12 protein-coding genes and 1 pseudogene are annotated in these 11,661 nt (G+C 73.6%); 10 read left to right on the top strand and 3 right to left on the bottom strand.

Annotated elements, in window-relative coordinates:
- The first annotated feature begins 4 nt into the window (after window positions 1–4).
- From ACGRHY_RS03320 to ACGRHY_RS03290, 7 genes are all read left to right on the top strand, one after another.
- Complete coding sequence (locus ACGRHY_RS03320; RefSeq protein WP_394633879.1) at window positions 5–646, top strand: NADH-quinone oxidoreductase subunit J; 642 nt, start codon at window positions 5–7, stop codon at window positions 644–646.
- On the top strand, window positions 643–948 hold the full coding sequence (locus ACGRHY_RS03315) for an NADH-quinone oxidoreductase subunit NuoK (RefSeq protein ID WP_394633878.1): 306 nt from the start codon (window positions 643–645) through the stop codon (window positions 946–948). The genes ACGRHY_RS03320 and ACGRHY_RS03315 overlap by 4 nt, the downstream gene beginning before the upstream one ends.
- A complete protein-coding gene (locus tag ACGRHY_RS03310) occupies window positions 945–2,909 on the top strand; it encodes a proton-conducting transporter transmembrane domain-containing protein (RefSeq protein WP_394633877.1) in 1,965 nt (654 codons plus the stop codon). The genes ACGRHY_RS03315 and ACGRHY_RS03310 overlap by 4 nt, the downstream gene beginning before the upstream one ends.
- Before the next feature lie 2 nt (window positions 2,910–2,911).
- Window positions 2,912–4,399, top strand: coding sequence for a complex I subunit 4 family protein (locus tag ACGRHY_RS03305; protein ID WP_394633876.1), 1,488 nt, complete (start codon window positions 2,912–2,914; stop codon window positions 4,397–4,399).
- A 60-nt stretch (window positions 4,400–4,459) separates the two neighbouring features.
- Window positions 4,460–5,923 carry an NADH-quinone oxidoreductase subunit N gene (locus tag ACGRHY_RS03300; RefSeq protein WP_394637909.1) on the top strand — a complete coding sequence of 488 codons (1,464 nt, stop codon included), beginning with the start codon at window positions 4,460–4,462 and terminating at the stop codon, window positions 5,921–5,923.
- 211 nt (window positions 5,924–6,134) lie between these two features.
- Entirely contained in the window at window positions 6,135–6,470 is a 336-nt protein-coding gene (locus ACGRHY_RS03295; RefSeq protein ID WP_394633875.1) for an ArsR/SmtB family transcription factor, read from the top strand.
- Window positions 6,464–7,216 (top strand): cation efflux transmembrane domain-containing protein, encoded by a 753-nt coding sequence (locus ACGRHY_RS03290; protein WP_491630970.1) that lies wholly within the window; start codon window positions 6,464–6,466, stop codon window positions 7,214–7,216. The genes ACGRHY_RS03295 and ACGRHY_RS03290 overlap by 7 nt, the downstream gene beginning before the upstream one ends.
- A 66-nt stretch (window positions 7,217–7,282) precedes the next feature.
- Here ACGRHY_RS03290 and tatA read toward each other — a convergent pair whose 3' ends face one another.
- From tatA to ACGRHY_RS03275, 3 genes and pseudogenes are all read right to left on the bottom strand, one after another.
- Entirely contained in the window at window positions 7,283–7,534 is a 252-nt protein-coding gene (gene tatA / locus ACGRHY_RS03285; protein ID WP_394633874.1) for a Sec-independent protein translocase subunit TatA, read from the bottom strand.
- A 312-nt stretch (window positions 7,535–7,846) separates the two neighbouring features.
- Window positions 7,847–8,106: pseudogene (locus ACGRHY_RS03280) on the bottom strand (GlsB/YeaQ/YmgE family stress response membrane protein).
- Between the two features lie 82 nt (window positions 8,107–8,188).
- Window positions 8,189–8,644, bottom strand: coding sequence for a tellurite resistance TerB family protein (locus tag ACGRHY_RS03275; RefSeq protein WP_394633873.1), 456 nt, complete (start codon window positions 8,642–8,644; stop codon window positions 8,189–8,191).
- A 209-nt stretch (window positions 8,645–8,853) separates the two neighbouring features.
- On the opposite strand from ACGRHY_RS03275, the gene ACGRHY_RS03270 reads away from it, so the two are divergent.
- From ACGRHY_RS03270 to ACGRHY_RS03260, 3 genes are all read left to right on the top strand, one after another.
- Window positions 8,854–8,997, top strand: a complete 144-nt coding sequence (locus ACGRHY_RS03270) for a hypothetical protein (RefSeq protein WP_394633872.1) — start codon at window positions 8,854–8,856, stop codon at window positions 8,995–8,997.
- Window positions 8,998–9,286: 289 nt separating this feature from the next.
- Window positions 9,287–10,633 carry a hemolysin family protein gene (locus ACGRHY_RS03265; RefSeq protein ID WP_394633871.1) on the top strand — a complete coding sequence of 449 codons (1,347 nt, stop codon included), beginning with the start codon at window positions 9,287–9,289 and terminating at the stop codon, window positions 10,631–10,633.
- On the top strand, window positions 10,630–11,643 hold the full coding sequence (locus ACGRHY_RS03260) for a hemolysin family protein (RefSeq protein ID WP_394633870.1): 1,014 nt from the start codon (window positions 10,630–10,632) through the stop codon (window positions 11,641–11,643). The genes ACGRHY_RS03265 and ACGRHY_RS03260 overlap by 4 nt, the downstream gene beginning before the upstream one ends.
- Window positions 11,644–11,661: the final 18 nt, after the last annotated feature.

Below are 11,661 nucleotides of genomic sequence, written 5' to 3'. Positions count from 1 at the left end.
CGGAGTGCAGACCGTGCTGTTCTGTGTGCTGGCCGTGGTGGCCGTCGCTTCGGCGGCCGCGGTGTTCACGGTGGACTCCATGGCCCGGGCCACCTACGCCCTGGCCCTGTCGTTCGTCGCGGTCGGCGTCTCGCTCCTGCTGCTGGACCTGGCCTACCTCGGTGTGGTGACGGTGCTGATGATGGTGATGGAGATGGCGATCATGGCCGTCTTCATGGTCATGTTCATGATGAATCCGGCCGGTCTCATGCCGATGTCGATGCTGCACAACAAGCGCGGAGCGCTGGCCATCTCCGGCGGAGTCTTCCTGGCCCTGGGCGCTGTGGCGCTGCTCGTCCCATGGCCGGACCGGCGCGGCGCCACGCCCGCCGATCCGACCCGGGCGGCGGGCGAGGCGATCATGGGCTCGAAGATGCTGGTGATGATCGGTGTCAGCGCGGTGCTGTTCGCCACCGTCGTGGCGGCCCTCGTCCTGGCCGTCGCCCGCGGCCGGTACGGCGACGGCGACGGCGACGGCGCGGAGTACGGACACCGCGAAAGCCGCGGCCCGCACAACGGACACGGCGGCGGCCACGACACGCACACAGACCACGGGGGCCACGGCACGCACGCCGCCCCCTCCTCACCGCAGGGGGACGCCACGTGACGCTGGAGCTGTTCCTGTTGCTGGCCTCGGCCCTGTTCGCCGTCGGGACGTACGGGGCGCTGAGCCAGCAGTCCGTGGTGATGGTGATGATGGGCCTGGAACTGATGGTCAACGGCGTCATCGTGGCGGCGGCGGCCTTCTGGTACTTCCTCGCCCCGGCGGCCCCGGACGGACAGGTCCTGGTGCTGGTGGTCATCGCGGCCATGACCGTCGACATGGCCATGGGCTTCGCCGTGGTGACACTGCTGTTCCGCGCGAGGGACGCCGACATGACCGACATGGCCGCGGAGCTGAAGCGGTGAGCGGGACGAGCGCGCTGCTGTGGTCCCTGGTCCTGCTGCCCGCCGCGACCGGGGGCCTCCTCGCCCTGTCCGGCGGCGGACGCCGCACCGCCGGGACCTACGACCGGCCCGGCGGCACCGGCCGTGCCGCGCCCGCCGCCGCGGTGGCCGTCGCGGCGGCCACCCTCGCCCTGGCGGTCGCCGCCGCCCTCGTCCGGCCCACCGCGCGAGCCGGCTTCGTGGCGGGCGGGCCGCTGGAACTGGCGGTGGACGGGCTGTCGGCCGTGGTGGTCGTGACGGTGGCGGCGGTCGGTCTGCTCGTGCTGGTCTTCGCCGCGGCCGGCGTCCGTGCCGAGAGGCCCCGCTTCTTCGGCCTGATGCTGCTGTTCGTCGCCGCCGTCCTGGTCACCGCCACCGCCACCACCCTGACCGCCCTGCTGCTGGCCTGGGAGGTCATGGGCGCCACCTCCTACGCGCTGATCGCCTTCCGCTGGCGCGAGGACGCCCCCGCGGCGGCCGGGACGACCGCCTTCCTCACCACCCGTGCGGGCGATCTCGGGCTGTACCTGGCGGCAGGCGCCGCCCTCGCCGCGGGGACCGGCGCCGCTGACCGGCTCGCCCTGGGCGCACTGGCCGGCCTGGACGGCGCCTGGCTGCATCTGGCCGCCGCCGGGGTGCTGCTGGCCGCCTTCGGCAAGGCCGCCCAACTGCCCTTCTCCTTCTGGCTGTCCAGGGCGATGCTCGGCCCGAGCCCGGTCAGCGCCCTGCTGCACTCGGCCGCCATGGTGGCCATGGGGGGCTATCTGCTGCTGCGGCTGCGTCCGCTGCTGGAGTCCGCCGGCTGGGCGGCGGCGGCCGCCGCCTGGGTCGGTGCGCTCACCGCGCTCGCCCTGGGCGCGGTCGCCCTGGCCCAGCGCGAACTCAAACAGCTCCTGGCCGCGTCCACCGCCGCCCAGCTCGGCTTCGTCGTGCTGGCCGCCGGAGCCGGGAGCGTCACGGGCGGCACCGCCCACCTCGTCGCCCACGCGGCCGTAAAGTCGCTGCTCTTCCTGGCGGCGGGCGTGTGGCTGGCGGCGCTGGGCACCGAGGACCTGGGCGCCCTGCGCGGGGCCGCCCGCCGGGGCCGGTCGGTCGGCCTGCCGTTCGCGGTGGGCGCGCTCGCCCTGGCAGGGGTGCCGCCGCTGTCGCTGTGGGCCACCAAGGACGAGATCCTGGCCGCCGTGGACTCCCCGGCCCTGTACGGGGTGGTGCTGGCCGCCGCCGTCCTGTCGGCCCTCTACGCAGGGAAGGCGCTCGGACTCCTGCTGGCCCCCGGACAGTCCGCCACGGCCGGACGGGGACCGCGGGAGGGGACGGCCGGCCCGCTTCGGACCGCGCCTTTGGCGGTCCTCGCCGCGGGAGCCGCCGTGCTCGGCGCCCTGGCCCTGCCCCCGCTGACCGGCCGGTTGAAGCAGGCGGTCGGGGCACCCGGTGAGCCCTCGGCCGGTGCGGCCACCATGGTCGCCACCGCCGTCCTCGCCCTGGCCGCCACCGCCCTCGCGGCCATCCGGGCACCCCGGCTGCCGGAGCCGGCCTGGGCCCGCGCCTGGCTGCACCTGGAGACGGCCGCGCACACCGTCGCCGTACGGCCGGTCCTCGCCCTCGGCCGGGGGCTGGCCCGGTTCGACGACGCGGTGCTGGACCGGGGCGCCGCGAGGCTCCCCGCGGCCGTCCGCCGGTTCGGCCGGGGGCTGGCCCGGTTCGACGACGCGCACCTGGACCGCGCCGCCACCGGTGCCGCCACCGCGGTGCGGCGTATGGCGTCCTGGGCGTCGGCCGCCGACCGCTCGGGGGTGGACCGGGCCGTCCGGGGCGTCGCCGGCGGTGCCCGGTACCTGGGCGAGCTGGCGCGCCGCCCGCAGACCGGACAGCTCCACCAGTACTACGCCCAGGCCCTGGTCCTGCTGACCGCGGCCGTCGTCCTGCTCCTGCTGCTGAGGTGAGCATGCTCTCGCTGACCGTCTTCCTCCCGCTGGCCGCCGCCCTGGTCCTGCTGGCCTGGCGCGGTCTGCCCGACGCGGCCGTGCGGTGGCTGTGGGTGGCGGTCTCGGGAGTGGAGCTGGCACTGGTGGCCGTGCTGTGGGCGGCGTACGACGGTCCGGGCATCGGCCACGAGACCGACCGGCCGTGGATCCCGGGCGCGGGCGCGGGCTACCACATCGGCGTCGACGGGCTCTCCCTGCCGCTGCTCGCCCTGACCGCGACCGTCTTCCTCGCCTGCGCGGTGTACTCGCTGCGCGGTCAGCGCGACATCCGCCGCTTCGCCGCGCTCTTCCTGGCCCTCGAGACCACCTGCCTGGGCCTGTTCGCCGCCCTGGACCTGATCCTGTTCTTCCTCTTCTTCGACCTGTCCATCGTCGGCATGTACCTCGTCATCGCCGGCTGGGGCCACGGGGAGCAGGCCGCCCGCTCGGCGCTGAAGTTCTTCCTCTACACCTTCGTCGGCTCGCTCGCACTGCTGCTGGGCTTCATCGGCCTGTACGCGGCCTCCGACCCGCACACCTTCGACATCACCGAACTGACCGCCGACCCGCCGCTCCAGGGCAGCGGAGCGGCGGGCCCGCTGGTGCTGCTGGCCATCGCGGTCGGCCTGGCGGTCAAGACACCCACCTTCCCCTTCCACACCTGGCTGCCCCCGGCCCACACCGACGCGCCCGCCGCCGGATCGGCCGTCCTGGCGGCGATCCTGCTGAAGATGGGCACCTACGGCTTCGTGCGCATCGCCATGCCGATCCTGCCGGAGGACTGGCGCGCCTACGCGATGGTCGCCGTCGCCGTCGGCGTCGTGTCCGCCCTCTACGGAGCCCTGGTCGCCCTGGCGCAGAGCAGCTTCAAGCGGATGGTCGCCTACACCAGCGTCAACCACATGGGCTACGTCCTGCTGGCCCTGGGCGCGGCCGGGTTCATCGCCGGCACCGACGAGGCCGCCCGCTCCACCGCCGTCACCGGGGCGGTCGTCCAGATGGTCAGTCACGGGCTGATCACCGGGGCCCTGTTCCTGCTGGCCGGAGTTCTGATGGACCGCGGCGGCACCTACGAGATGGACGCCTGGGGCGGGATGGCCGGGCCCATGCCGCGGTTCGCGGCCCTGACGGCCGTAGCGGCCTTCGCGGGCCTGGGCCTGCCCGGCTTCAGCGGTTTCATCGCCGAGTTCCAGATCTTCGCCGGGAGCCTGGGCGCCGTACCGGTGGCCACCGCCCTGGCCCTGCTGGGCATCCTGGTCACCGCCGGACTGTTCCTGTGGGCGCTGCACCGGCTCTTCCTCGGGGCCCGGCGTGAACCGAAGCCGGCCGGTGCGGACCTGCGTCCGGCCGAACTGCTGTCCGTGGCGCCGCTGCTGGCGCTGTCCCTGCTCATCGGCGTCCTGCCCCGGTGGCTGCTGGACACGGTCGAGCCCGCCGCCCGCGCGGTCGTCGGCCTGGTCTCCCGGTGAGCGGCATGGAGCGGACGGGATCCCCGGGCGCGGTGCTCCCGGGAGGTGACGGTGGCTGACATGCACAAGGATCCGATGGCTCTCCTCCCGGAGATCCTGCTGCTGCTCGGCGCCGTCGCCACGCTGCTGGCCGGCTCCTTCCTGCCGCGCCGGCGCCAGTGGGCCGCCCGCGCCGGGGCCGCCGCCGCGCTCGCGGCCTCCCTCGCAGCCGCGGTGTACTCGGCGCCCGGGGACGACCGCACCGTCTACGCCGGCACCTACGCCCTGGACGGCGCCACCGACGCGGTCCGCGTCATCGTCCCCGCCGCGGCCCTCACCGTTCTGGCGCTGGCCTCGGAGCGGGTGCACGGCGACCGGCGCGAGACCGAGTTCTGCGTCCTGGTGCTGCTGGGCTCGCTCGGCGCCGTGCTCCTGGCGGGCGCCTCCGACCTGTTGCTCCTGGCCGTCGCCTACCTGCTGGCCTCCATCCCCCTGTACGCGCTGGCCGGCTGGGGGCGCGACGCGCGCGGCGCCGAGGCCGCGCTGAAGCTCTACCTGCTCGGTGTGCTGCTGGGCATCACCATGCTGCTGGGCACCGCCGTCCTGTACGGGCTGGGAGGCGCCACCGACTACGCGGCCCTGGCCGACGGGCTCTCCGGCGCGCCCAGGGCGGCCCTCGCGGTGGGGACGGTGGCGCTGCTGGCCGGCCCGCTGTTCAAGGCCGGTGCGGTCCCCGCCCACTTCTGGGTGCCCGACGCCGCGTCGGGGGCGACGGTGCCGGCCGCCGCGTTCCTCACCACGGTTCCCAAGATCGGCGCGCTGGTCGCCCTGTACCGGGTGCTCACCGTCCTTCCCGAACAGGTCCTGGAGTGGCGGGTGCTGCTCGCCGTTCTGGCGGTGGCGACCATGACGCTGGGCAATCTGGCGGCCTTCGCGCAGACCGATCCGCTGCGGCTGCTGGGCTACTCCACCATCAGCCAGGCCGGCTACCTGCTGATGGCGGTCGCCGTCGCGGGGCGCGCCGAGGCCCTGCGCTCCCTGCTGCTCTACCTCGCGGCCTACGCCGTCACCAACCCCGGCGCGTTCGCCGTCGCCGCCGCGCTGCCCGAATCGCGCACCCTGGAGGCGTACCGCGGTCTGGGGCGGAGCCGGCCCCTGCTCGCCGCCGCGCTCACCGTCTGCCTCCTGGGCCTGGTGGGCACCCCGCCCACGGCGGTGTTCATGGGCAAGCTGACGGTCTTCTCCGCCACCTGGGACGGGGGCATGGCCTGGCTGGCCGTCGTCGCCGCCGTCAACACCGTCGCCAGCCTCTTCTACTACCTGCGCTGGATCGCGCCGGCCCTGTCGATCCGCCGTCCCGGTCCGGCCCCGCGGGAAACCGGGCCGTCCGGCGGGGACGGGGAGCGGCAGGCGGAGACGGCGGCCACGGCCGAGCCCGAGCGCTGGGCGGCGGGCACGGCGGTCACCGCCGCGTCGGCCACCCTGGTGCTCGGCGCGGGCGCGGGATGGGTGCTCGGCGTCCTCTCCGACACCCTCGTACGGTGAGGCGGCCGGAAGGCACGACCGCGGTACCCGCGGCCCGTCACTCCTCCGCGCCGTCGGCTGTACGCCGGCCGGCCTCGGCGGCGCGCCGGGACCGACGGGGACGGGCGCGGACGTGTTCGGCCCGGTTCGGGGCCGGGTGCGCGGGGCACGGGCGATTCTCCTTCGGGGTTCACGATTATATGAATTCACGATTTCATGTATCGTCCTGGTCGTGCTGACCCTCGCCACCGATCTCGACGCCCTGACCCGGTTCGGCCGGGCCCTGGCCGACCCGGTCCGCTGCCGCATCCTGCTCGCGCTGCGCGACGCCCCCGCCTACCCGGCCGATCTCGCCGACGCGCTGGGCATCTCCCGTACGCGCCTGTCGAACCACCTGGCGTGCCTGCGTGACTGCGGTCTGGCCGTCGCCGCTCCCGAGGGCCGGCGCACCCGCTACGAGCTGGCCGACCCCCGCCTGGGCCACGCGCTGGACGACCTGCGCACCGCGGTGGTGGCCGTCGCCGCCGACCGCACCTGCCCGGACACCGCGGAGAAGGGGTGCTGCTGACCGTGACCGCCGAGGTGCCGATATCCCCGTCCCCCGCCCGCCGCGGAGCCCTCGTCCGCCGGATACGGCTGCTGGTCGCGGCCACCATCGCCTACAACGTCGTCGAGGCGGTCGTCGCCCTCGCCGCCGGGACGACCGCCTCCTCGGCCGCGCTGATCGGCTTCGGCCTGGACTCGGTCGTCGAGGTGTCCTCGGCCGCCGCGGTCGCCTGGCAGTTCTCCGCCGCCGACCACGCCGTCCGCGAGGCACGCGAGCAACGCGCCCTGCGGATCACCGCCGTCTCCTTCTTCGCGCTGGCCGCCTACGTCACCGTCGACGCCGTCCGGGCGCTGACCGGCGGCGGGGAGGCGGAATCCTCCGTCCCCGGCATCGTGCTGGCCGCCCTTTCCCTGGCGGTCATGCCGTTCCTCTCCCTCGCCCAGCGCCGGGCCGGACGCGAACTGGGCTCGGCCAGCGCGGTGGCGGACTCCAAACAGACCCTGCTGTGCACCTACCTCTCGGCCGTGCTGCTGACCGGCCTGGTCCTCAACGCCGCCCTCGGCTGGTCCTGGGCCGACCCGGTCGCCGCCCTGGTCATCGCAGCCGTCGCCGTCAGGGAAGGCCGCGACGCCTGGCAGGGCAGGGGCTGCTGCGCGCCGAACGCCGCCGCGGCAGCCCCCGGACCGGCCGGGACCGGGAAGGACGGCTGCGGCGGCTGCCCACCCTCGCCGTCCGGGGCGACCGGAGTCTTCGCGGGCGGGTCCTGACGGCTCCGCGGGCCGCGATCCGGCAGCCCTGGCCTTGCCGGCGCCGCTCGGCGAGTGCCGTCGATGTCAGCGCGGGGTTCCGCTGCCGGAATCGTCGTCCGTTCCGGCGGAGGACGGACCGCTTTCCATGCGCTTGATGACATGGGGTGCCGACGCGCTCTGTCCAGGAGAGGAGTCGGACTTCATCGCTTTGACCTCGCTCTTGAGGATGCGAGCGGATTTCCCGGCGGAACGGGCGAGTTCGGGGAGCTTCTTGGCGCCGAAGACGACGATGGCGACGATGATGAGGATGGCTGTCTCGCTGATCCCGAGCACCATGGATCCTTTCCGGAAATTCGTGCGGTATGGGGGCCACTCGCGGTCACGCCCTCCTGCGGGAGGGCGTGACCGAGGGCGCCAGATCCTTGGAGGCCGCGGCCGCCGGCCGCCGTGCCCCGGAGGCTGACCGCCCGTCCCTCGGACAGGTTGACCGTCACGTGCGGTTCCCTCCCCTCGGCCGGTACGGGACGGAAAGGTGGACCATGCGATCGAGGCCGAGGGACGAGGGCCGCCGTGTGCCGTGTAGGAGATGTGCGGTGCCGTTCAGGCCACCGCTCACCCGGGACGTACGGCCGGCGCGGCGGGGTGGGTTCAGCAGCCCTCGACGTGTTCGACGGCCGCGACACCGCCGGCGGCCAGAGCGATCTGAATGGCCATTTCGGCCCGGTCGACACCGCCGGTGTCCGCCGCTCCCGCCCTGTGGTGATGGTGGTGCCGACAAGGGCGGCCAGGATGGCGGTCCCTGTGGCCGGCGGTACCCCGGTGCGTTGGCGGCCGGGCGGGGCCAACCGCCCCAGGACGCCGATGGCGATGCCGATCACCACCGCGCTGATGGGCCCGGAGATCTCCATGCCGTCCCTTCCGGGGTGCGGTTCGCCGTGCGGACGCCGCTCCCGGTGTGCCGACGTGTCCGGCCGGGAGGCGGAAGGAGGATCACAGGTCGAACTCGTGGGGCGGCAGTTCGAGTGCGTAGCAGGCCTCGCGCACCAGAGCCCGCTCGGTTGCGTCGAAGTCGCCGTCGGCGCCCCCGATGACGATGCCGATCTGGACCACGGCGCGGGCCTCGGCGGGTTTCTTCCTCGCCTTGGCGACCTCCTGCATCACGCTCACCTTGCCCAGTTCGAAATCGGCGGTCAGCGTGTCCAGGTGTGCCTCGAAGCGACGGTGCAGATCGTCGGCGGGGAAGTTCTTCAGTACCTCGTTGTGGGCGATCAGATGGGCGGCGCGCCGGCGCTCGGCCGGGTCGATCGTGCCGTCGGCCGCCGCGACGAGAGCGCACATCGCCATGGACGCGTCGCGGAACGCGCCGCTTTTGAGGTCGTTCTTCCTTGCTTCCAGTTGAGCCTGCATGGTCTGGGCGGATTCCTTGATGCGGTCCCACAGGGCCATGGCCACTCCATCCGTCGCCGAGATCCGGACCGCGGAGGCGCGGCCCGGAACCAGGCTATCTTCTACGTGCCTGTAGAAACAAAGGGCGGGCGGCGTTGCCGGGCCTCCCACGTGTTTCCGCCCGGACGAACGAAGCGGGAAGACGGCCCGACCACCCTCTTCCACGCGGACGGGGGAGGGGGAGGTGTGGAGTGCCGGGGAGGCAAGGCGTGGTGTGGGCAGCGGTCCTGCTGGTGGCGGTCGTACTCGCGGTGCTCGGCCGGACGGTGCCCACACCGGGCCGGCTGCTGGTCGTGGCGGCCGTGTTGCTCGCCGTCGGCCTGGTATGCGGCTGGGAGAGACGGAGAACGTGACCGGACCGCGGCCGTGACGGAAAGCACCCGGGTGAACACACGCCGAACCGAGGGAACCCGACGGACCGGACGGCAGTTGTCACCTGCGCGGGAGCCGCGAGCCGTGCGGCGCGACGGGTTACCGGGCCCGCCGGTGGGGCATGCGCGTCCCCGCCCGCACGCCGACCGCGGAGCATGGCCGTATCGTCTGGCGCACAGTCCACCCAACCGAGGAGTCATTCTTGCCGGCCCGTTCACAGGGCGAGGTCAGCCTTCCCCGCCCCGCCATCCGCCCGGGGGGTGGTGAGCGGTGACCGCCTGGCTCGGCCTGCTCGCCGTCCTCGTGCTCACCTTCGGCACCGGGTACTTCGTCGCCCAGGAGTTCGCCTACGTCGCCGCCGACCGGCTCGCGCTGGAACGGGAGGCCGCCGCCGGTGACAAACGCGCCGCCCGGGCCGTGAAGGTGCTGGGCCGACTGTCGTTCATGCTCTCCGGGGCCCAACTGGGCATCACCGTCACCGGCCTGGTCGTCGGCTTCCTCGCGGAACCGGCGCTCGCCGAGCTGCTGCGCCCGGTACTGACGGGCGCCGGGGTGCCGGAGGCCGCCGTGGGCGGGGTGGCGCTGACGGTCGCGTTCATCCTGGCCACCGCACTGCAGATGGTCATCGGCGAACTCGCGCCCAAGAACCTGGCCCTGGCCGTCCCGGACCGGCTGGCCAAGTCCCTGGCCTCCTCCACGCTGGCCTACCTGAAGGTGACCGGTCCGCTGATCCACGTCTTCGACAGCACCGCGAACAAGCTGCTGCGACGGGTCGGAATCGAGCCGGTGGAGGAACTCCACCACGGTGCGACGCTGGAGGAGGTCGGGCACCTCATCGAGGCCGCGCACGAGGAGGGCCACCTTCCGCGGCACACGGCCGACCTCATCGATCACGCCCTGGAGTTCGGCGACCGCAACACCGGCACGGTCATGGTGCCCCGCGTGGAGACCACCTTCGTCGCGGCGAGCGCCCCGGCGACCGAGATCATCGAGCTGATCGCGGCCCACGGCCACTCCACCTACCCCGTGCTCGGCGACCGCCCCGACGACGTTGTGGGTGTCGTCGGCGTGCGTGAACTCATGCGGCGGGACGCTGCCTCCATTGCGACGGCGACCGCCGGGGAACTGGCCCGCTCCGCCCTGCTGCTGCCCGAGACGCAGCCACTGCCGGACGCGATCGACCGGATGCGCGAGCGGGACGAGGAGTTCGCCGTCGTCCTGGACGAGCACGGCGGCCTCGCCGGGATCATCACCTTCGAGGACATCGCGGAGGAACTGGTCGGCGAGATCGCCGACGAGACCGACCGCCTGGCCCGGACGGCGGTGCCAGACGGCGACGGCTGGCGGGTCGACGCCGGCCGCCGGCTGGACGAGGTCGCCCAGGCCACCGGCATCCACCTGCCCGAGGCCGAGGACTACGAGACGGTCGCCGGTCTGGTCATCGACCGCCTCGGCCGCTTCCCCACCGTCGGTGACCGCATCACCCTCGCCCTGCCCACACAGGACGGGCACGCGGCCATTGAAGTGCTGTCCCTGGACCGGCACGTACCCAAGCGCGTACGGCTGGCCCGCACCACCACCGAGACCGACCGCACCGGACGGGAGGAGAACGCATGAGCCCATGGACCGCCGCGCTGGTCACCGTCCTGCTGCTCGCGGCCAGCGGATTCTTCGTCGCAGCCGAGTTCGCCCTCGTCGCGGCCAAGCACCACCGCATGGAGCGTTACGCGGAGCAGGGCCGCAGAGGAGCGAAGCCGGCACTCGCCGGGATGCGGGAGCTGTCCCTGATGCTCGCCGGTGCCCAGCTGGGCATCACCGTGGCCACCCTCGGCCTGGGCAGCATCTCCAAACCGGCCATCTCCTACCAGGTCGAGCCCCTGCTGGAGGCCGTCGGCCTGCCCAGCGAGCTGTCCTACGCCATCGCCTTCCTCTTCGCCATGACGATCGTCGTCTTCCTCCACATGGTCGTCGGCGAGATGGCCCCCAAGTCCTGGGCGATCGCGCACCCGGAGCAGTCCGCGATGCTGCTCGCCCCGGCGTTCCGCGGCATCACGCTGCTCGTACGGCCGCTGCTCTGGGTCCTCAACAAGATCAGCAACGGACTGGTCAGACTGTTCCGGGTCACCCCGCGCGAGGAGCTGACCTCGGTCCACAACCGCGAGCAGCTCACCCACCTCATCACCGAGTCCCAGCGCCTGGGCCTGATCACCAAGAGCGAATCCGGCCTGCTGACCCGCTCGCTCACCGCACCGCAGGAGCCGGTCGGCCCACTGATGGTCCCCGCCGGCCGCGTCATCACCGTCCCCGCCGACGCGGACGCGGACACCATCCTGGCCACCGCCTCCCGGCACGACCGCACCCGGCTGCTGGTGCTGGACGGCGCCCGGGTCGTCGGCTCGGTCCACGCCCGCGACGTGCTGGTCGCCCGGACCCGCGGCCGTGCGGCCACCGCTCGCGCCCTGGCCCGCCCGGTTCCGGAACTGAAGCCGCACGACACCGTCGCGGACGGCATCGAACTGCTCAGGCAGCGCCGCGCGACCCTCGCCGTCCTCCGGGGCGAGGGGGGAAACCTGTCCGGGATCGTGAGCCTGGACGACCTGATCGCCCGCCTGACCCACGCGGCGTGACCACGTCGGTCGCCTCAC

Origin of the sequence: Streptomyces shinuiensis (assembly GCF_043660855.1) — a bacterium.
Classification (GTDB): Bacteria; Actinomycetota; Actinomycetes; order Streptomycetales; family Streptomycetaceae; genus Streptomyces.
Note: the sequence above shows the minus strand (reverse complement) of the source record. Positions and strands in the feature narration are given on the sequence as shown.

What these genes read in the sequence shown, in the direction of transcription:
- ACGRHY_RS03305 (WP_394633876.1), top strand. Translation starts at nt 2,912, where the DNA reads ATGCTCTCGCTGACCGTCTTCCTCCCGCTGGCCGCCGCCCTGGTCCTG.
- ACGRHY_RS03300 (WP_394637909.1), top strand. Translation starts at nt 4,460, where the DNA reads ATGCACAAGGATCCGATGGCTCTCCTCCCGGAGATCCTGCTGCTGCTC.
- tatA (WP_394633874.1), bottom strand. Translation starts at nt 7,534, where the DNA reads ATGGTGCTCGGGATCAGCGAGACAGCCATCCTCATCATCGTCGCCATC.
- ACGRHY_RS03275 (WP_394633873.1), bottom strand. Translation starts at nt 8,644, where the DNA reads ATGGCCCTGTGGGACCGCATCAAGGAATCCGCCCAGACCATGCAGGCT.
- ACGRHY_RS03260 (WP_394633870.1), top strand. Translation starts at nt 10,630, where the DNA reads ATGAGCCCATGGACCGCCGCGCTGGTCACCGTCCTGCTGCTCGCGGCC.